This window comes from Bradyrhizobium lablabi (assembly GCF_001440475.1).
Classification (GTDB): Bacteria; Pseudomonadota; Alphaproteobacteria; order Rhizobiales; family Xanthobacteraceae; genus Bradyrhizobium; species Bradyrhizobium lablabi.
Window position 1 is genome coordinate 180,951 of record NZ_LLYB01000065.1, and the last position, 20,201, is coordinate 201,151.

A 20,201-nucleotide genomic window follows, 5' to 3' on the forward strand; every position below is an offset into this window, starting at 1 on the left:
CTGCTGATGATGTGATCGAGAGACGCAAGTGGCGGGGGACTAATCGACATGCGCATCGCAACTGGAACTGCGCGCCGAAAATTTTCTCGACCGGCATTCGTCACGAAATCGAACTAATGCGACGCAACGATGGCGATGCCGCGTTGCGAACGAAGAGACATGGCGGCGAAGCATTCACATGATGGAGATCAGCTATGCAGCAGTGGTCGAGGCGAAATGCGCTCGCTCTCATCGCAGGAGCAGGTGTTGCTTCTTACGGGAAGAAAGCGCTCGCCGCTCAGTCGACGCAGAGTCTCGGCGCTATCGCGGCTCGTAACGGCATTGTGTTCGGCGCGGCTGCAGGTCCGGTGATCGACAAGGATCTTGCTTATCGCGAGCTGTATCAGACACAGACGCGCATTGTGACGACTGACGTTGCGATGAAGATGGGAACCATCGCGCCGCAGCCGGGACCGAAGCGATTCGAGAGCGCGGATCGTCTGCTGCAATTCTGTGCAGGCAACAACATTCCGATGCGCGGCCATTGCCTGATCTGGAACGAATGGGTTCCACAGTGGATCAAGAGCATGAGCAGCGCGGAGCGCGAGAAGTTCTTCGATTCGTATATCGAGGACGTGGCTGCCCGTTACGTCGGCAAGCTGCACTCATGGGATGTCGTCAACGAACCGTTCTGGCCGGGACACAAGGCGCCCGGCGGCTACCGGCTCGGCCCATGGTACGACACGTTCGGAACCGGCTATGTGCGCCGCGCCTTCGAGCGCGTGGCGATGGTCGACCGGAAGACAAAACTGGTTCTCAACGAGGCGCAGAGCGAGCGCGACGACGATGTCGGCCTCACGGTTCGCAAAGGCCTGCTGCAGCTGGTCGACGAGTTGAAACATGCCGGTGTGCCGCTGCATGCTGTCGGACTGCAAAGTCACCTGCAGCCGCGCTACCCGCACGACCCCGGACGCTTCGCTGAGTTCCTTCACGCGCTCGCCGAACGCGGCGTCGATATCTACCTGACCGAATTCGACGTGCGCGACGACACGTTTCCGGATGACATCGCGGCGCGCGACGCCATGATTGCGGAGACCGCCGAGAAGTACCTGAACAACGCGCTGCGCGTTCCCGCAGTCAAGATGGTGATCGCCTGGGAACTGGCCGACAACTACTCGTTCTATACCGATGCGGCGAAGAAGAAGGACCCTCTCGCGCAACGACTGCCGCGGCCCCTGCCGTTCGATTCGTCGATGCAGAAGAAGCCGCTTTGGTTTGCGATGGCGCGCGCGTTCGAGAACATCAGGAAGTCGTAACCGCCGATCGTGTCGAATGCGCTCATGCCCCCGAATGCTGGGGGCGTGGGCGGAGCATCCGCATGAGGGACGGCGCGTAGAGCAAGGCAAGCGCGCCGAAATAGACGGCGGCGCCTGCCGCGACATGTGCCGCCAACACGGCAAGGGTGCGGGCTTCCGGGAATATCCGCAGCAAGGCGGCCATCGCAATCGTCGCCAATGCGATGCGCAGGAGATGGCTGACCGGAAGGCGCAGGCCGAACTTGGTAAAGCCGATCGAAAAGCTGACGATGGCGGCTGCCAGCGCCGCCAGCACCGTGGCGCCGGCGACGCTGGTCAATCCCCAGAGCGGCAGGAACAGGACGCTCAGCACCACGGTCGTCGACGCGTCGATCGCGGCAATCGCCATCATCCAGCGCGTGCGGTTCTGCAGCAAGAATACCTGATCGCCGAAATGAGCGCGAAAATTGCGGATCGCGCCGGCAAGGGTCGAGAGCGGCAGGATGGCGAGCGTCACCGCCTGAAACGGCGCTGCGATCAGGAGATGCACGATCTCCGTTCGCAGCATGATGATGCCGGCAAGGCTTGGCGCCAGGATGGCGACAAGGAGCGCGCTGTTGGTGGCGAGCTGGCGCATGCCGGCCTGACTGCCGCCCTGCTCGATGCTTTTTACCGCTAGCGGAAATGCGGCCGCGGTCACCAGCATGGCTGCGACCGCCGCGGCCCGCTGGCCGAGGCCATAGCCGACCGCGAACAACCCGGCTGCCGCCACGCCCGAGAATTGGCTGATGATGAAGCGCGACGCATTGAGGCCAACCCAGCCGAGCGCGCCGCCGACGATCAAAGGAAGGCCATAGCGCAGCGCGTGGACCACGATCTCGCGATCAATCGGCCACAGGCGAGGGCTCCAGCCGATCCAGGGCAGGACGATGAGCGCGGCGATCAGTTGTGCAAGCGCGTAGCCGGCCAGCGGCCATTCCGGCGATTGGCCGATCAGCTTGATCAACACCAGGCCCACGATGAACCCGACGGATGGTCCGAATACCTGCTGGATCGTATAGACCCGGATCTGCTGCCGCGCGCGGGCGCGTTCGCCGATGTAGAGGTTGAGCGATCGGGTGATCACATAGGCGATGGTGGCGAGCAGAAGGCCCGTTCCGGCGCCGGGCGCAATGACCAGAAGCAGAATTCCGACCACGGCGGCGCTTTGCAGCATAACGGACGCGAGCAGTACCGCGTTTTCGGTGCGGTAGAAATGGGGTCCATCGCTCGCGTCTTGATACCGCCCGAGGAAACGCAGCGCATATTGCGACCACCAAGCCAGAAAGCCGATCTGCAGCAGTTCGTGAGTGGCCGTGATCAGCGTGATGACGCCGAGCGTGTGCTCATCGACGACATGCGTCCACACGATCATCGCCAGAAGCTGGAACAGCGGTCCAACGAACTGCGCGGGCAGATAGAGCAGGGTGTGCTTGAGGAGCATCTCTTAGGCCCCCAGCCAGCGGCAGCTTCGGGGTGAGGCCAGTTGCCTCACCGTCAGCAGCGCGGCGATGCTGACAAGGGCGGTCACACCATAGGTGATGGCAAAGCTGGTGGCGCCGCCGAGCTGGCGCAGGCCAGCGTGATCGCGCAGCGCCATGACGACGAAGATGTGCCAGAGATAGATGAAGTAGCTGCCCGAGCCGATCCATCCGAGCAGCGGCGGTCCTGGCTGGATGGCGAACAGCGCAACGCAGAACAGGGCCGCGTAGAGGAAGAAGGCGATCGAATCGTAAGTGGCGGCGTCGCCCAGGTTGAGAATGCGCACGGCGGCATAGAGCACGTACGCCGCCAGCATGGCGCCAATCAGCAAGCGGCGCACGCCCCGATCGGTCAGGTCAGCGAACATCGCGGTCAGCGCGCCGAGTGCGACAAAGGAGAACCAGAACGGAATGTCGCGCATGCGGACTTCATCAAGCAATGCCTCGGAGGCGCCAAGCCTGGACATGGCGGGGTCGAGATAGGCGCCGGTCAACAATCCGCAGCCGATCGAGAGTATCAGCAGCGTCGTGATGCGTCGTCTTGAAGCGGGTCCGTCCCCGCCGGCCGCAAAGACGAGCCACAGGCCGATCGTGCAGCAGACATAGACGAAGACGTAATAGTAGACGAACACGTATCCGAGTCCGAACCGGGTGAGCGTCGTGCCGATACGATGGTCCATCGCCGGATTATGCAGCGCCATGTAGGCATAGGCGGCGACGAAGGCGATCGCGTAGGGGATCAGAGCCGCTTTCAGCCGCTTCGCGCGCGGCACGCGGCCGGAGAGCGCGGTGAGATAACCTGATACGAACAGGAATACCGGCACGCAGGGCCGCAGCGCCGCGTCGAGGGATTTTGCCCAAGGCACGTCGAGCGGCTGCGGCAGCGAATGAATTCCGATCACCATCAGAATGGCAATGCCGCGCATGGTGTCGACGACACCGTCGCGGGCTTTGGCCGGCGCATGCGGAACGCTCAGGGATGCCGGACTTGCCGGCAGGCGCTCGACAACCGTCATCGCGCGCTCTCCTGCCGCGACACCGCGGGCCTGATGGTGCGGCGGTCGTAAGCCTCGGTCAGATATCGCCGCAGCGGCGTTTCGAACGTGCGCAGCGAGACGACGCTCGCGAACGCGAGCACGACGATCGCCACCGGTGCCAGAATCAGACGTTCAGGCGGCGACAGGGAAAGCAGCCGCGATCCGAAGGTGATGATGACCGTCGCAACCGGAATATGCAGCATGTAGCAGGAATAGGTCAGCGGCGACCAACGATCGAATCCGAGTCGCGACAGCAGCGTGTCGCGCCCGGCGCAGTCCGCCTGAACGGCCAGCAGCGCGATGGCGTACATCGCCAGCAGCGCGGTCATCGTCGGCAGCCACGAGCCGAGCACGATAAACGCCGCGAGCGATGCGGACAGCGCGCCGGGAAGTACGGGCCAGCGCGCGATCCGGTCACGAAACAGATAGCAGGCCATACCGAGGCTGAAGGCGGGCAACGCCCGGAACGCGCCGCCCTGGTTGATCCAGTCGGCCCACGGCGTCGTCCCAGCGGCTACCACCCAAAGCGAGTTGCCGAGCGCGGCGAAGACCACGAGCGCAATGATCGCCTCCTTGCGCCGTTGCGCGATCAACGCGACGGCCGGGAAGAGCAGATAGCAGAACATCTCCGCCGAGAGCGACCAGCTCGGGAAGTTGAACGTCAGACGCTCGCCGATGAAGGCGTGAAGCAGCAGGAACTGCGCGGGCAGGTCGGAAAGCGGATAGCGGGCGGGGTTGTCCGTCCGCGCGGCGCCGAAATGAAGCGCGCCGGCAAGCGCCAGATAAAAGGCGAGCGTGGCGAGATGCAGCGGATAGATGCGGGCGAGACGGCGCCAGAGGAAGCGGCCGATCGATGCGGCATCGTCGACGCGGCCGAAATATTGGCGCGCAATGACAAAGCCGGAGACCACAAAGAACAGGTCCACGAACAGATTGAAATGCCAGGTGTGGGCGACCATGAAGCGGCCGGCGGCCACATCCTTGAAATAATCGGAATAGTGCAGGATCACCACCGCGCCGGCCGCGACGATCCGTAACCCATCCTGGTGCCTTGTGGCGCTGGTATCATGCAAGGCGGCGGTACTCCGGAGCAGCGTTCCCCTCGCGGTGAGCAAGGCGGGCGATCAGGCTGATGACGTTCTCGCGGTCGCCGCGGGCCAGATCGTTCCAGCGCGCCAGATTTCCTGCAGCGTCAGCCACGTATCGGGCGCGCCAATTCTCGTGCCAGAGCGCAGCCGCGATCTGCGTCGCGGCAGAAGCGGGATCGGCGGTATCGATGTAGATGCCAGACTCGCCGAGCACCTCGCGGAAGATGGCGGCATCCGGCGCGACGATCGGCAGGCCGGCATATTGCGCCTCCAGCAGCGGCAACCCCAGGCCTTCGTCATGCGATGTGCAGATGAAGAGGTCGGCGGCATCGAGCAGTTGATTGACCCGCTCGGCGGACTGATATCCGTGCAGCGTGACGCCCGGTTGCTGCTCGAGCGCCTGCCAGTCGTTACCCCATCCCGGCCTTCCGACGATATCCAGCGTGGCGTCCGGAAATCCCTGCATCCGCAGGGCCTCGAGGATTTTCGCCGCCGCCGCAAAATTCTTGCGCGGCTCCACCGTCCCCAGCGCGATCAGCCGAAGCGGTTGCGGCTCCGCGCTTCGTTTGCTGCGGTGGCCGGGATCGAGGCCGAATACGTTGCGCACCGCGGGCCGATAGAGCGTCACCTCGGCGTCCGACCGGCAATGCGCCGCGAGCTTGCGCCTTGTGTCGCCGGAATTTGCCAGAAAGCGCGGATAGTGGCGCAGGGCGAGCTTGAAGGGTCCGGCCATGTAGAGCCGCGCCCGCATATTCAGCTCCGCGCGCCGCGTGATCAGGAAGTCATCGTGGATATAGGGCAGCACGCGCGAGGCAAACGGCCGCAGCAGCGGGCTCGGCGGAAAGCCGGGGCATAGCAGGATGGACGACGAAGCGGCGAGCCGCATCGGCAATCCCAGCGTCTGCGTCGTCAGCATCTGGCGAAGACCCTGCGCCCGAACCGGCACGACATCGAGCGGCGCAAGCGCTTTAGCGGAGAACAGCTCCAGCGTGATGCGCTCCAGGCCGGTGACGTGGCGTCCGAGATGGGTGTTGTCGATATAGATAGCCATGCGAAGAGAATCCTGAAGTTATGCCGCAACGGACCGGTAGGTGACGTGCGGGCGAATTTGCGAGGGCGCGGTGACGCGACGCCGTTCGCGCGGCAGCAGCATCGAGATGAGGATCACGAACTGCGCGAGCTGAATGTTCTTCGAGGAAAAGCTCACCGAACTCGCCGCGATGATGACGATCAGCAGCATGATCGCCCATGCCGCCGGACTCGAACGGCGCAGCAATTCGACGAAGAAGCACACCAGTCCGACCGTCAGCAGGATGGTATGGACGAGGCCGAACTGGACGACGGAGGAGATCCAGAAGTTTTCGATGCCGTAGTTGAGGCCGAGCTGCGACTGCAGCGCGTTCACCCGGACCGGATTGGGGCCGAGGATCAGTTCATTCCAGTCAAAATGCGAGAGCAGGCTGAAGGTGGCGTAGCGCGCCAGCGTGCTGCCCTTGTCGGAGGAGAAGCGCAGCAGCATCTTGTCGAAAATGCCGAGATCGAGCGCGGCAAACACGATGGCGCCGGCGGCAAACATCACGCAGATGGCGAGAATGGCTGCGGGAAGCGGCATTCGCTTTCCCTGCATCAGGCGGAGCGCCTCGAAGCCGCCGATCAATCCGATGACCGCCAGCACCGTGACCAGCGAGGTTCGGCCGCCGAACGCCATCAGCGACGCCAGACAGAACGCGATCAGCGGCAGCCGCACCAGAATCGGCGGACAGATCGCCGGACGAAGCACCAGCGCCAGGACGTAAGCACCCACGATGCCGGATGCGGTGAGCGGATGGCCGAGCAGCGCCGCGGAGCGCCATTCTCCCATCACCACGACATCGCCGAGCGTCAGTGGAATCAGACGGTGGCCGGAAAAATACTCATAATAGCCGAGCACGACGTTCAGCAGGATCGTGCAGTGAATGGCCCAGACCAGCGGGCGCCTTTGCGCAGGCGACAATTGCCACATCACCATCGCGATCAGGATCGGCAGCAGGAACGTGTCGATGATTACCGTGAAGGGACGTTCGAGCACGATCACCTGGACCAGCAGAAGCACCCAGCACAGCAGGTACGCCAGCAGCAGCTTCGATTCGGAGAACATCCGGTTGAGCTCGCCGACCGGGCCGCGGCTGCGCATCAACAGGAGGGAGAAGGCGAGCAGCGTAAAATAAGTCGCTGGATGCAGCTTTTCGTAAAAGTTTCCGCCCGCTGTCAGATAGTGAATCTTCCAGTTGGTCAGAACGGAGGACGAGAGCGTGAAGGTCGCGATGACGGCCAGCAGCATCAAGCCGGTCGCGATCCGTTCGATGAACGCATCGGTGTTCGAAACGCGCCCAGGCGCATGGTGAGCCGCCCGCACCGCCTCCAATACAGGGGGGCGGCGGCGCATGTGTGCGCCGCCTGCCAGTCCGTTCAACGGTCCACGCATTCTCACCGCGCCGCTCCGACTTTCAGGCTCGCGGCGCCGTACGGCTTGAGATAGGCCGAGCTGCGGTAATAGTCGTAGAACTGCAGGCGGCTGAGATCGACGCGGGTCAATACCGTTCCCATGACCCGCTCGCGGACTGGCGACAGTAGGTCCATGGCATGGGACAGCACTTCACCGGGGGTCTGGTCCCAGGCCGTCGCCAGGACGATTCGATCGGCCAGTTCGGCGAGCGCGCGGCCATCGACCAGGGGCACCAGCGGCGGCGAATCGATCACGATCAATTCGTAACGGTGGCGGAAGTAGTCGAGCACATCGACGATCCGATCCGAGAACATCAGCTCCGTGATGTATTCGAGCTGCTGGATCTTGGTTGACGGCAGCACCGACAGTCCGGTGCTGTGATCCACCAGCACGGCCTGCTCCGGCGCGGCCCGGCCGATCGCGACTTCCAGCAGTCCGGCATCGGCGCGCGGACAAAGTGCGCGGGTCACTTGCGGGTTGCGCAAGTCGCCATCGATGAGCAGCGTCCGGATGCCGAGCGTGGCCAGCGACTGCGCCAGGTTGATGGCCAGCGTGGTCTTGCCTTCGCTGTCGAGTGCGGAGGTGACCTGCACGACCTTCACCGGCTGCGATCGCATCGTCCGTTGCAGCGCGAGGCGAACGGCCCGGATCGCTTCCGCGAAGAACGTGCCGGGCTCGTCGATCGCGTAGCGCGTCAGGGGCGGCTGCAGCGGCGCCGGCAGGAGCTTGGTGGTCTTCGGATCATAGCGGCCGAGTTCCTTTCGTCCGCGCCGGGCGAGACCGGCGAGCTCGCGCGAGCCAATCAAGGGAACCGCGGCAAGGGCAGGCACACCAGCGATGGCTTCGGCCCGTTCGAGTGTCTTCACGCGGTCGTCGAGATAGTCGGCGAGGAACGCCAGCACGCTGCCGGCGCCGAGGCCGAGCATGATGGCGAGGCCGAGGATCAGCATCGTCTTGGGCGATGACGGCCTGATCGGAATGCTGGCCTTGGTCACGATCCGCGAATCCGGCATCTCCAGGCTCTCTTGCGCCGTCGTTTCCTTGGAGCGCGCGAGATAGGACTCATATTGCGTGCGGTTGGCTTCGGCCTCGCGCTGCAGTTCGCGCAAGCGCACCTGGGCCTGTCCTGAGGAGGTGGAGACGCCCTGGAGTTGGTCGAGGCTCTGTTGCAGCGACGCTTCGCGCGAACGCGCCACGTCATAATCGTGTTTGGTGCTCTCCAGAATCCGGCGGATTTCCTCGTTGATGAGCTTCTGCGTGTCTCGTCGCTGCGCGCGGACATTGGCGACGGAAGGATGACGCGCACCGTACTTGCTCGAGAGGTCGGCTTCGTTCTTGGCGATGTCGGCGTACTGGGTCCGCAGCTTGGTGATCATTTCCGAGGAAATCGCCGCGTTGATGCCGCCGGGATCGCCGCCCGACTTCGCGATGTCCTGAACCTGCTCGTACTTGGCCCGCGCCTCCGCCGTTTGCGCGCGGGCGGCGATCAGCTTGCCGTTGAGGTCGGTGATCTGCTGGTCGTTGAGCGTCACGCCCTGCGACACCATCAGATTGTTGGCGGAACGAAAATCCTCGACCGCTTTTTCGGAGGCGACGACCCTGGACTTCAGATCGTCGATCTGTCCATTGAGCCAGGTCGCCGCAATGCGCGTGGCGTCGTATTTGGCGCGGACCTGTTCGTCGAAATAGGCGTCAGCAATCGCGTTGGCGATATTGGCGGCCTTTTGCGGTGATCGCGAACTGACGGCGATGTCGACGAGGAAAGTGGTGCCCTGCCGCGTCACTTTCATCCGCTTCTGAAGGATATCGACCGATCGCGACTTGGCGGCGTCCTCCGGGCTCGCGCCGTCGCTCGGCCCGCTGCTGCGGAACAGGCTCTTGACCGGATCGAGCAGGCCGGGCTGTGGCGTGAACTCCTCGTCCTCCGTCAGCTTCAGCTTGCCAACGACGCGCGTCAGGATGGCGACCGACTGGATCAGCAGCGTCTGGCTTTCGATCGTCGCGTCGTCGGTGCCGAAGTTCGACAGCACGGACTGGTTGGTCTCGACGACGTTGGCGCGGCGCGGATCGACCAACACGGTCGAGGTCGCCGTATATAGAGTGGTGGCGAACAACAGGTAGACCACTGCCAGGCTGAGCAGGGCGACGGCCGGCAGCGCCACCATCTTGTAGCGGCGGCGCAGGATGCGGCCCATCTCGCGCAGATCGACGGTCGGATATTGCCAGCTCTCGGCCGGGCGGGCCGGAGGTTCGTCGGGGATCACATAGGGCAGGTCAGAATTGCGCTGTAACATTCATTCCCACCAGGTGTTTGTCGAAGGTGAAGACCGGAACGTCGCTGTCGCGCTTGGTGTAGCGGTAGTAGGCGGAAACGGCCGCGAAGCGGTTGACGAGGTATTTGACGCGCGTGTCTGACGTCAGCACGTTGTCCTTGCGGATCTGGCCGAAGAACTTGTCGTTCTCGTAGCCGCCCGCAAGGGACACGATGATGTTACGCCGCAGTTCGTAGTCGAGGCCGAGTTGAACCGCGTTCGCGAGCACGCCGGTGGCACTGGTATCGGTGGTCTGCGTGACGAGCTGTTCGGCATTGAAGTGCACGTCGAGCAGGCGCGTCGGCCGCCATGTCAGCCGCGCGCGATAGGAGGGGCCCTCGATGTTGCCGATCGACGGATCGTCGAAACGTTGCTGGACATAGCCGGCGCCGAACTCGCCGGTGACCAGATTGCTCAGTCCGATGGTGATGCCGGACAGTGCGCGATAGCCTTGCGAGTCCAGGGTGTGGCCGGGCGTTCCCCTGATGTCGCGCTGATTGCCTTCCACGCCACCGAACCAGCCAAGCGTGGAAGAGATCGCATAGTCGATCCGGCTGTGCAGCGAATAGATCTGGCCGTCGCGGGTATCCTGGTTGATGACGGTGCCGTCCTGCGCGCGCGTCGATCCGTAGTCGTATGAGTCAGTGCGGAAGCCGACCGATGTCGTCAGCCGGTTGAACTCCTTGCGCAGCGTGACGTCGCCCGACATCAGATCGTATGGTGTCGGCGATATGGCGTTGGCGGGCGAGGTGAGCGTGCCGACGCCCTCGTTGAGATGCGCGATCTGAAAGCTGCCCAGCAGCATCGTGTCCTTGGTGATATCCAGCCAGCCGTTGCCCTTCAGGCTGGCATTGGTCTGGTCCAGGCTCGAATTCTGGTTATAGGTCGTCTGCTGCGCATCCAGCTTCAGATCGACACCATGCCGTCCCCATAAGGAGTGCGCGCGCAAGGTCGGCTCGATCACCGCTGCGATGTCGGAACGTTGGTTGGTGTTCGAGGCAAAGACGTTGCTGTCGTAGAACGTGCCGGCGGTCAGCGACGGATTGAACATCCAGGAACCGGAGCGAATGCCGACGGGCTCGTAGCCAGGTTGCTGTCGCTTCTTCACCGGCATGTCCTCGGGCGGTATCTCCTCGCGGGTTTCGGGATCGGTCCTGTCCGGGAGCGCGGACGGCTCAAAGATTTTCTGCGAGTTCCAGGGCGAGGCGAATTCTCCGCTGGTCCACGGAATGGCCTGTGCATTCGCCGACGAGCCAAGACCAAGCAGGATGGCGGCCGCCGGCGCGGGCAAGAGGCTAATGCGGGATAGATCGAGCATGCGCATGGAACGGAATCGCTCTCCGCCTTCGTTAGACGCATTCGACGGCGCGGATGCAGAGTCTGGTCCCATCACCCATCCCTTGCGGGAACGCGAAGGCGGCGAACACATATTGGGCGAAGCCCATCGCTCAAATAATGATCGTCGACTGCGCATAAGAACGGCAGGCCTCATACTCGGTACGCGGGCGCAGGGTTGTGAATTGTGAGATTGAAAGTGATGCGCACGCCTGCAACGCGTCTTGCCGGAAAAGTTTCCCCGCGTTGCAAAATTTTTCGCACGTGCAAAAAATTCTGTGATGACGGCGCCACACGAGCGCTGTCATCCGCTCGCGAGCGGCATTCACTTCATCTGCGGATCCGTGGATTGCTAGAAGTAGCGCTCCGGAATTCGAATGTTGTCGCCCGGATAGACCGGAACAGGAGCATCGAGAGGAAGGGTCTCTTCCACACCAGTGCCTGCGCGGCGCAGAAAGACCTTGTTCTCGTTGGCGCGATACGTGAATCCGCCGGCGCTCGCGACGGCATCCATGACTGTCAGTCCGTTGCGATATGGATACTCGCCGCTCTTCTTCACTTCGCCGAGAATGTAATACGGGCGATACTGCGCGATCTCGACGTTGACGCGCGGATCACGCACGATTCCCTTTGCCAGCGCAGATGCGATCGATTTCTCGAGCTGTCGCGTCGTCGCGCCCGCAGCCTTGATGTGGCCCGCGAGCGGAATCGAAACCTGACCGCTATTGCTGATTTCATACTCGCCGGTGATGTCGGGTTCCCCGTACACCTTGAGTCTGATTCGGTCGTTCGGACCGAGAACGTAACCGTCCGCGGACGACGATGCGGGTGGCGACGTTTGTGCTGAGGCTTGAAACGAAAGACCGGCAGTGATGCCGGCGATCGCAAGGACAAAGAGAAAGGGAAGCGTCAGGCCGGCGCTGGACGACCGTTGCTGCATGGCTGCATCTCCATGAGTGCACGTAACAGCTTGCGATCATTGAGAAGCAAAAGCGGCGAAAGAATGTGAAGGCGAGAGTTCCGTTCGGTTTGGTGAACGAGTCACTTCGACGTCATAAAGTGTGCACCGATCACAAAGAGTGTGCAGTGATCACAAGAAGAGGATCGTCGATCCTTCGATCGCAACACACGTCAGAGTTCCGGTGCGCCATGCAGCGGTGTCGATGTTGATTCGATTGTGCCTGATATCCGGATGCGGCACCGGCGTATGACCGTGCACGACGAATCGTTCGTGACGCTGCGTTGAGTCGAGGAACTCATCACGAATCCAAATCAGATCATTGGGATCCTGATGCTCGATCGGGACACCGGGGCGAATGCCGGCGTGCACGAACAAGAAATCGCCGCAACTGAACTGATCGCGCAGGCATCGCATGACCAATTCGTGTGCACGAGGAAACGCGTCAACAAAGTGGCGATGCAAGTTGAAGGCTGTCTCGTTCTCGTCACGCGGCTCGATGCCGTAAGATGCAAGCGTTTGCATGCCGCCCAATTGCAGCCAGTACGGCAGGATCGCCGGGTCCTGTAGGAACCCTTCCATCACAGCTTCGTGGTTGCCTCGCAGACATACTGCATGATTGGCGACGAGACGCACCGCGAGCAGATCGAGCACCGTCTTTGAGTCCGGTCCGCGATCGATGTAGTCGCCGAGATAGACCTCAATCGTATGTGCGATCGGCCTGCGCCTTATGTCGTCGTCGATTCGCGCGGTGATCTCGCTCAATAGGTCGGCCCGGCCGTGGACGTCGCCGACCGCATAGATGCGTGTGCTGGCTGGCGCTGAAGCGGCTACGGAGCGCGAAGGTGCTGCAAACGGTCGGTGCATGATGCAAGATGTCGATCATGGAACCGGGCGACGGTCAATCCACGACTCGGTGCGTCGATGCTTCTAGAAGAAGATCAGGCGAACAAGAATCGCGATGGTCACCCAAGCAATCGTGTTCCCGATAAGGATACGGTTTCTGAGCTTGCGGTCAGGCAACAGCCTGTCGTGTTGCACCAGCGCGCGGCTAGGCAGACGTTCGGCCATCATGGGCGCCTCCCCGGAACTGTTCCGCGAAGTGGACGGCTCGCGAATCGCTGCCGTCTCTGTTTCCTCCCGAAGCCTGGCGATCATCACGCGCCTCAATCACTGTCTTTCGACAGGCTGTGGGCGATCGCTTTGGCTTTCGATGAACAATCTCGTTCAAAACAACGACGTGACGGCGATTTGTTGCCCGCGCAATAATGCCGAGTTTGTTCGATTGAATATCAGAATCGAAGAGTCGAATTTGTTCCGAGATTTTTGAATATGCATAGCAGCGTCAAACGACGCGCAGGTCGTTAACCAGGCAGATTGGCACTAAGCGTCTCCGAACAAACCGGAATATCGCGTCGCACAAATTTCATTAACGATTCAGTTCCGCGCATCTGCGAAGCGCTTTCGCGTTCTCGCCAAATTTCGTTCAAGATTCTGGAAAGTGTTAGCGGCCGCAAAGTGCGGACATTCGCTGCTGCGAAATCGTCACGCTCGTTGTCGAGCAACTCGAGATGCTCGATCACAGTCCGGTTCCAGCAGAAAGGAGACTCATGGCCTCCATTGTGACAGCCAGCTTCGATCGGAACAACGTCACGCCGATTCGAAGAGAGCGAACCCAGCTATCGGTCCGGCCTGTCGAGTTTGCCGGCGGCAGTACGCATGGCGCGTATCGATCGCGCCGGCGTTCGCGCAAGCGCGCGCGGATCGAACCGTCGTCCTCGATCGCAAAGCGCATCTTCGATGTTTCGGCCGCAAGCGGTGCATTGCTGTTCTTCGCGCCGCTATTGATCGCGATTGCAGTGGCGATCAAGGCAACGTCGCGGGGGCCGGTGCTGTTCTTTCAATACCGTTATGGCTATCGCAATCGACGTTTCAAGATCTACAAGTTCCGCACAATGCGTAACGATGCCGGCGACGTGCGCGGCGTCAAGCAGACCGTGCAGGGCGACGCGCGGGTGACGGCGGTTGGACGAATTCTGCGAAAGACCAGCCTCGACGAAATTCCGCAACTCATCAATGTCCTCAAGGGCGACATGTCGCTGGTCGGGCCGCGGCCGCATGTGCCGGGAATGCTGGCGGCGGATTTGCCTTACGAAGACCTCGTGCCCTATTATTTTCAGCGCCACACGGCGCGGCCGGGCATCACCGGGCTTGCGCAGGTCAGCGGCTGCAGGGGAAGCACGGCCGAGTTCGGGCCCGCGGTTTCGCGGATCGATTACGACCTCGATTACATCGAGCGGTGGTCGCTGCGCATGGACATCATGATCATCATCCGCACGATCCGTAAGGAGTTCCTGTCGGGAAGCGGGTTCTGACCACTCATCACTCAAGAACATCGAAGGACCATGCAATGGCGATGATCGAGCCACGCGGCCGTATCGTACCCGTTCTCCTGTCAGGCGGCGCCGGCTCGCGGCTATGGCCGCTTTCTCGCGAAACCTACCCCAAGCAGTTGCTCTCGCTGCTTGGCGAAAACACCCTGCTGCAGCAAACGGCGCTGCGGGTCGAGGATCGCACGCTGTTTACCGACCCGATGGTGATCGCAAACGCCGAGCACCGCTTCGCGATCGGCGAACAATTGCGCGCGGTCGGGGTCGATCGTCCAACCATTGTGCTCGAACCGTTCGGCAGAAACACCGCGCCCGCCGTGGCGATGGCCGCGTTGCTTGCCAGCGAAGCCGATCCGGACGCGGTGATACTGGCGATGCCGGTCGACCACTGGGTGCGCGACCACGCCGCGTTTCGCGCCGCCATCTCGACGGGCATTACCGCTGCGCGCCATGGCCGCTTCGTCCTGTTCGGCGTTCGGCCTTCATCGGCGGCGACCGGGTTCGGTTATATCCGGATGGGCGTTGAACTGGATGCCGCGTCCCCCATTCGTAGCGTCGCGGGCTTCGTCGAGAAGCCGGATCTGGTGACGGTCGAGCGCCTGTTGGCGTGCGACGAGCATGTCTGGAACAGCGGGATATTTCTGCTGCCGGCACGGCAGTTCATCGACGAATTGGCGCAGCGCGCGCCGGAGGTTCTCGCCGCCTGCCGCAAGGCGCTGACGGGCGCCACTCGCGACCTCGATTTTCTTCGCCTTGACGAGCGTGCCTTCGAGGCCTGCCCGGCGATCTCGATCGACTACGCGATCATGGAAAAGACCGGCAACGCGGTGGTCGTTCCCGCCACGTTCGACTGGAGCGATGTCGGAAGCTGGTCCGCGCTGTGGTCGATGGCGGACAAGGATCAATCAGGCAATGTCGTCATTGGCGACGCGGTCGTGGAGGATGCGTCGGGTTGCTATGTCCGGGGCGACGGACAACTGGTCGCGGCGCTCGGCGTCGAGGACCTCGTCATTGCGACGTCACCGGATGTGGTGCTGGTGACCAGCCGCAAGCGCGATCAGGATGTCGGAAAGCTGGTCGAACGTCTGAAGGCGAACGGTCATCGTTCGGCGACGCAGACCCACAGCGTCCATCGTCCCTGGGGCTACTATCAATCAATCCACGCCGGCGAGCGGTTTCAGGTCAAGCGCATCACCGTCAATCCCGGCGCCAAGCTGTCCCTGCAAAAGCATTATCACCGCGCCGAGCACTGGGTGGTGGTGAACGGCACCGCGATCGTCACGCGCGACGACGAGGAAATCTTGCTGCGCGAGAACGAGTCGATCTTCGTTCCCCTGGGATGCATGCATCGTCTGGAAAATCCCGGCAAGGTTCCGCTCAACCTGATCGAGGTCCAGTCCGGCGCCTATCTCGGCGAGGACGACATCGTGCGCGTACAGGATATCTATGATCGCGTCTGAGGCGCGGCCGGATGAGTGGCAGCATCCGCATCGGGGACGGCGCATGCCGCAGCAAGGGGCGTGCGCGCGACACCAAAGGAGGCGGCCATGAGCGCAAAACAGCAAGTGAAGGAGCTGGTGAAGGACGCGTTTCCCTCGATCTGGCTGCAGTGGCATTTCATGAAGCGCCCCAAATCGGCGGAGCGGGAACTGTCGTATCTCGAAAAGGTGATCCCCGATGACGCAGTGACGGTCGACGTCGGCGCGAATTGCGGTCTCTACACGCGGCGGCTGGCGCGCCTTTCCAGGCAGGTCCATGCCTTCGAGCCATCGCAGCAGATGGCGAGACTCCTGCGCCGGACTTCGGCGCGCAACGTCAGCATTCACGAGATCGCGCTGTCGGACCATGACGGCGATGCCGAATTGTTCATACCGCAAGGCGAAGACGGCCTTGTTTATGGTCTTGCCTCGCTGGAGGCGCGAGCCGAGCCGTCGGCCAGAATGATCTCCGCCCAGGTGCCGATCGCGCGGCTCGACGCGGTGATCAATCAGGACGTGGCGTTCGTGAAAATCGACGTCGAAGGCCACGAGTTGAACGTCCTCAACGGCGCCGTCGAACTCCTGGAGCGGTGCCAGCCGGTTTTCTTGGTGGAGGCGGAAGACCGCCACCGCGCCGCGGCGACGCGCTCGGTGTTCGAGTTCTTCCGCAGTAAATCCTATCGGGGATTCTTCCTGAAGGGTAACGAGGTGATTGACGTCGAGGCGTTCGATCCTGGAACGCTTCAGGATGCCGATGCGTTACGGCCGGATGGCGGTCGCAAGGACGGGCAGTTCTACGTCAACAACTTCTTTTTCTTTCCCCGCCATCTCGACGGCGAATCGATATTGAGCAGCTAGCTCGTCGTTTCGCCTATCCCGCCGACGCGGCCTCGGGCCGCGCGGCTTTCCAGACAGGAACCGTAATGCATATAGCAATGATCGGCGCCGGCTATGTCGGGCTGGTGTCAGGCGCGTGCCTTTCCGATTTTGGGCATCAGGTCGTCTGCATCGACAGCAACGCGGAAAAAGTTGCAAGCCTCAACGACGGAGAGATGCCGATCCACGAGCCCGGACTTGCCGAACTGGTGGCACGAAATGTCGACCAGGGCCGCCTGTCGTTCGCGAGCGATCTGAAATCGGCGGTCGGCGAGGCGGACGTGGTGTTCATTGCGGTCGGCACGCCGTCGCGACGTGGCGACGGCCATGCCGATTTGTCCTATGTCTACACGGCGGCGCGCGAGATCGCGGGCGCGCTTCCCGATCGGGCGGTGGTGGTCACCAAGTCGACGGTTCCGGTTGGAACGGGCGACGAGGTCGAACGCATCATCCGCGAAGAGAATCCGGCCGCTAGCGTCGCCGTCGTCTCCAATCCTGAATTCCTGCGTGAAGGGGCGGCGATCCGCGACTTCAAGCACCCCGACCGGATCGTGATCGGAACGGATGACGCGCGCGCCCGCAGCGTGATGGCCGAGGTGTACCGGCCGCTTCACCTCAACGCGTCCCCGATCCTCTATACCGACCGCCGCACCGCGGAGCTGACGAAATACGCCGCCAACTCCTTCCTCGCCACCAAGATCGCCTTCATCAACGAGATCGCGGATCTCGCGGAAAAGGTCGGTGCCAACGTGCAGGAAGTCGCGCGCGGGATCGGCCTCGACAACCGGATCGGCCAGAAATTCCTGCATGCCGGCCCGGGCTTCGGCGGTTCCTGCTTTCCAAAGGACGCGATGGCGCTGATCAAAACCGGCCAGGACAATGAATCGCCGCTTCGCATCGTCGAAACGGTGGTCGCCGTCAACGACCAGCGCAAGCGGGCGATGGCGCGCAAGGTCGCCAACGCGTTCGGCGGCAACATCCGCGGCAAATCCATTGCGGTGCTCGGCGTCACCTTCAAGCCCGAGACTGACGACATGCGCGACGCACCGTCGATTCCACTGATTACTGCGCTGCAGGACATGGGCGCCGAGGTGCGCGTGTTCGATCCCGTCGGCATGGAGCAGGCGAGGAAGGTGTTCGAGAACGTCACCTTCTGCGAGAGCGCCTATCGCTGCGCCAAGGGCTGCCACGCGCTCGTCATCGTCACGGAATGGGAGCAGTTCCGCGCGTTGGACCTCAGGGAGCTGGCCGCCATCATGGCCTGTCCCGTCATCGTCGATCTGCGCAACATCTACTCTCCGGAGGAAGTGGAGGGGAACGGCTTTCTCTATTGCGGCGTGGGGCGGCCGAAATCGGTGGCGTACTGAAGAACACGAGCTGTCATGAGCTCGGCTGACTGAAGGATACTCGCATATGATGATTGCGGATCAGGCAATTCTGGTAACGGGGACCGCGGGATTCATCGGATTCCACGTGGCGCAGCGGCTATTGCAGTCCGGCCACCGCGTGGTCGGGATCGATAACCTCAATTCATACTACGATCCGAAACTGAAGGCGGCCCGGCTTGCTATCCTCCGCAACGATCCGCGCTTTCAGTTCGAAGAACTCGATGTGGCGGATCGCATTGCGATACCGGCGCTGTTCGCGCGCCATCGGTTTCCCGTCGTCATCCATCTGGCTGCGCAGGCGGGCGTGCGGTACTCGCTGAAGGATCCGCACGCCTATGTCGACGCCAATCTGGTCGGCTTCACCAATGTTCTGGAGGGATGTCGGCACAATGGCTGCCGTCATTTGCTGTTCGCGTCGTCATCGTCCGTCTACGGCGCCAACAGGAAGCTGCCGTTTTCGGTGCATGACAACGTGGATCACCCGATCAGCCTCTATGCCGCGAGCAAGAAGGCCAACGAGTTGATGGCGCACTCGTACAGCCATCTCTACGGCATCCCGTGCACCGGCCTGCGGTTTTTCACGGTGTACGGCCCATGGTATCGGCCCGACATGGCGCTGTTCGTGTTCGCGGACGCGATCGTCCGCGGCGATCCCGTCAAGTTGTTCAATGGCGGCCGGATGCTTCGCGACTTCACCTATATCGACGATGTGACGGAAGCGCTGATCCGGCTGATCGATCGCGCCCCGCAAGGCGGGAAGCTCGGCCTCGGCGGCGCCCTGGACCCGGGATCGAGCGCCGCTCCCTGGCGCATCTATAATGTCGGCAACAACAAGCCGCAGCAATTGCTGCATGTGCTCGATGTCCTCGAGCAGGAGCTTGGGCGCAAGGCCAACAAGGAATTGCTGCCGATGCAGCCCGGTGACGTGCCGACGACCTATGCCGACGTCGATGACCTCGTGCGTGACGTCGGCTTTCGCCCGGCGACGCCGATCGAGGATGGCATCCAGAAGTTCGCGGCCTGGTATCGCGGCTATCATCGCGCGGCCTAGCCGACCGCGCTTGCGCGAAACTCCCGCGGCGTCGTGCCGAACCTGTCCTTGAACGTGCGCGTGGCATGGGCGGCATCGGCAAAACCGCACTGATGCGCAAGCCGCGCGATCGGAACGTTGGCCAGCGACGTCTGCCGCAAGAGGTCCCGAAACAGTTCGGCGCGGAGATGAAGCACGTGCCGTTCGAATGTCGTCTCGCGGTCGGCGAAGATGCGATGAAAGGTCCGCTCGGAAACGCCGAACTCGGCGGCGAGCGCGGGCACCGGCCGGATGGCGGCGATATTGGCTCTCAGATAGGTATCGATGAGGCCGAACAGGTCAGGCCGGGACAGCGCATGGCTGGCGCCGGCGGCGAGACGCAGCAGGGCCGACAGATAGGCAATGATATCGGGCTCGCTCTGTCGCGTTGGCGCATCGGATAGGGAAATCGCGTCGCGAAACAGCGCGGCAATCGAACGCGCCACCGTCCCGGATAGCGGCACCGGCCTGGCGCAGAACCGCTCCGCCCCGGGAACGGACCGCAACAGCGCGGCGGCGGGGACGGTCGCGATCAAAAGTTCCACGCGCTGTTCGGGGCCGAACAGCCGATCCTCGAACGGGCGCCGCGCATCATAGAGCACGCCATAGCCGGGATCGATCGTGCCCTCGTTTCCGGCCTGCACCATCGCGCTTCGGCCGCGCCGCTGAAAATCGAACATGAATTCGTCGGAACCGGCCCGGCTCACCAGCCTGGCATCGCGGGTGTAGCATTGCGGGCTCGAGTCGAAACGGACGAGCTTCGCCCCGCCGATCTCGACGAATTCGAAATGGCCGCTGACCACTGCGGAGCCGAGCGGCCGGGTCTCGACATGGGCGAACGACCGGCAGATCGCTTCGGTCCAATAGGCCGCCCGTTCGGTCGGGCGGATCGAGTCGGTGGAGACGCTGATTGGCATCGCGCGGGGTTGGCTTCCCTGTGTGGCGCCGCAGCGTCGCCCATCACCGGTGGGTCTGGCAAGGGCCAGAGTTG

The 20,201-nt window shown here is 62.6% G+C and carries 18 protein-coding genes; 7 read left to right on the forward strand and 11 right to left on the reverse strand.

Annotated features, from left to right (window positions below):
* Nucleotides 1-194 precede the first annotated feature (194 nt).
* Complete coding sequence (locus tag CQ14_RS15810) at nt 195-1,295, forward strand: endo-1,4-beta-xylanase (protein WP_057858767.1); 1,101 nt, start codon at nt 195-197, stop codon at nt 1,293-1,295.
* 22 nt (nt 1,296-1,317) lie between these two features.
* Here the strand turns inward: CQ14_RS15810 and CQ14_RS15815 are convergent, their stop codons facing one another.
* From CQ14_RS15815 to CQ14_RS43600, 10 genes are all read right to left on the reverse strand, one after another.
* Complete coding sequence (locus CQ14_RS15815; RefSeq protein WP_057858768.1) at nt 1,318-2,757, reverse strand: lipopolysaccharide biosynthesis protein; 1,440 nt, start codon at nt 2,755-2,757, stop codon at nt 1,318-1,320.
* A 3-nt stretch (nt 2,758-2,760) separates the two neighbouring features.
* On the reverse strand, nt 2,761-3,810 hold the full coding sequence (locus CQ14_RS15820; protein WP_057858769.1) for an acyltransferase family protein: 1,050 nt from the start codon (nt 3,808-3,810) through the stop codon (nt 2,761-2,763).
* Complete coding sequence (locus CQ14_RS15825; RefSeq protein ID WP_057858770.1) at nt 3,807-4,904, reverse strand: acyltransferase family protein; 1,098 nt, start codon at nt 4,902-4,904, stop codon at nt 3,807-3,809. Before CQ14_RS15825 ends, CQ14_RS15820 begins: the two co-directional genes overlap by 4 nt.
* Nucleotides 4,897-5,970 carry a glycosyltransferase gene (locus CQ14_RS15830; protein ID WP_057858771.1) on the reverse strand — a complete coding sequence of 358 codons (1,074 nt, stop codon included), beginning with the start codon at nt 5,968-5,970 and terminating at the stop codon, nt 4,897-4,899. Before CQ14_RS15830 ends, CQ14_RS15825 begins: the two co-directional genes overlap by 8 nt.
* A gap of 18 nt (nt 5,971-5,988) precedes the next feature.
* A complete protein-coding gene (locus CQ14_RS15835; protein ID WP_199805538.1) occupies nt 5,989-7,344 on the reverse strand; it encodes a VpsF family polysaccharide biosynthesis protein in 1,356 nt (451 codons plus the stop codon).
* A gap of 41 nt (nt 7,345-7,385) precedes the next feature.
* Nucleotides 7,386-9,698 carry an AAA family ATPase gene (locus CQ14_RS15840; protein ID WP_057858773.1) on the reverse strand — a complete coding sequence of 771 codons (2,313 nt, stop codon included), beginning with the start codon at nt 9,696-9,698 and terminating at the stop codon, nt 7,386-7,388.
* Complete coding sequence (locus CQ14_RS15845) at nt 9,679-11,040, reverse strand: outer membrane beta-barrel protein (RefSeq protein WP_057858774.1); 1,362 nt, start codon at nt 11,038-11,040, stop codon at nt 9,679-9,681. The genes CQ14_RS15840 and CQ14_RS15845 overlap by 20 nt, the downstream gene beginning before the upstream one ends.
* 363 nt (nt 11,041-11,403) lie before the next feature.
* A complete protein-coding gene (locus tag CQ14_RS15850; RefSeq protein WP_057858775.1) occupies nt 11,404-11,991 on the reverse strand; it encodes a polysaccharide biosynthesis/export family protein in 588 nt (195 codons plus the stop codon).
* Between the two features lie 150 nt (nt 11,992-12,141).
* Nucleotides 12,142-12,876, reverse strand: coding sequence for a metallophosphoesterase family protein (locus CQ14_RS15855; protein WP_057858776.1), 735 nt, complete (start codon nt 12,874-12,876; stop codon nt 12,142-12,144).
* Between the two features lie 63 nt (nt 12,877-12,939).
* Entirely contained in the window at nt 12,940-13,083 is a 144-nt protein-coding gene (locus CQ14_RS43600; protein ID WP_156435025.1) for a hypothetical protein, read from the reverse strand.
* Here CQ14_RS43600 and CQ14_RS43605 point away from each other — a divergent pair.
* From CQ14_RS43605 to CQ14_RS15885, 6 genes are all read left to right on the forward strand, one after another.
* The gene (locus CQ14_RS43605; protein ID WP_156435027.1) at nt 13,082-13,339 is read left to right on the forward strand and encodes a hypothetical protein; all 258 of its coding nucleotides are present in this window, start codon (nt 13,082-13,084) and stop codon (nt 13,337-13,339) included. The two genes, CQ14_RS43600 and CQ14_RS43605, sit on opposite strands and share 2 nt — an antisense overlap.
* A 280-nt stretch (nt 13,340-13,619) precedes the next feature.
* Nucleotides 13,620-14,384: a sugar transferase gene (locus CQ14_RS15865; protein WP_057858778.1), complete on the forward strand. Its 765-nt coding sequence runs from the start codon at nt 13,620-13,622 to the stop codon at nt 14,382-14,384.
* Between the two features lie 41 nt (nt 14,385-14,425).
* A complete protein-coding gene (locus CQ14_RS15870; RefSeq protein WP_057858821.1) occupies nt 14,426-15,859 on the forward strand; it encodes a mannose-1-phosphate guanylyltransferase/mannose-6-phosphate isomerase in 1,434 nt (477 codons plus the stop codon).
* A gap of 87 nt (nt 15,860-15,946) precedes the next feature.
* Nucleotides 15,947-16,735, forward strand: coding sequence for an FkbM family methyltransferase (locus CQ14_RS15875; RefSeq protein WP_057858779.1), 789 nt, complete (start codon nt 15,947-15,949; stop codon nt 16,733-16,735).
* Between the two features lie 65 nt (nt 16,736-16,800).
* On the forward strand, nt 16,801-18,120 hold the full coding sequence (locus CQ14_RS15880; protein ID WP_057858780.1) for a UDP-glucose dehydrogenase family protein: 1,320 nt from the start codon (nt 16,801-16,803) through the stop codon (nt 18,118-18,120).
* Between the two features lie 52 nt (nt 18,121-18,172).
* A complete protein-coding gene (locus tag CQ14_RS15885) occupies nt 18,173-19,192 on the forward strand; it encodes an NAD-dependent epimerase (RefSeq protein WP_057858822.1) in 1,020 nt (339 codons plus the stop codon).
* Here the strand turns inward: CQ14_RS15885 and CQ14_RS15890 are convergent.
* Nucleotides 19,189-20,127 carry a helix-turn-helix domain-containing protein gene (locus CQ14_RS15890; protein WP_057858781.1) on the reverse strand — a complete coding sequence of 313 codons (939 nt, stop codon included), beginning with the start codon at nt 20,125-20,127 and terminating at the stop codon, nt 19,189-19,191. The genes CQ14_RS15885 and CQ14_RS15890 overlap by 4 nt on opposite strands.
* Nucleotides 20,128-20,201 lie beyond the last annotated feature (74 nt).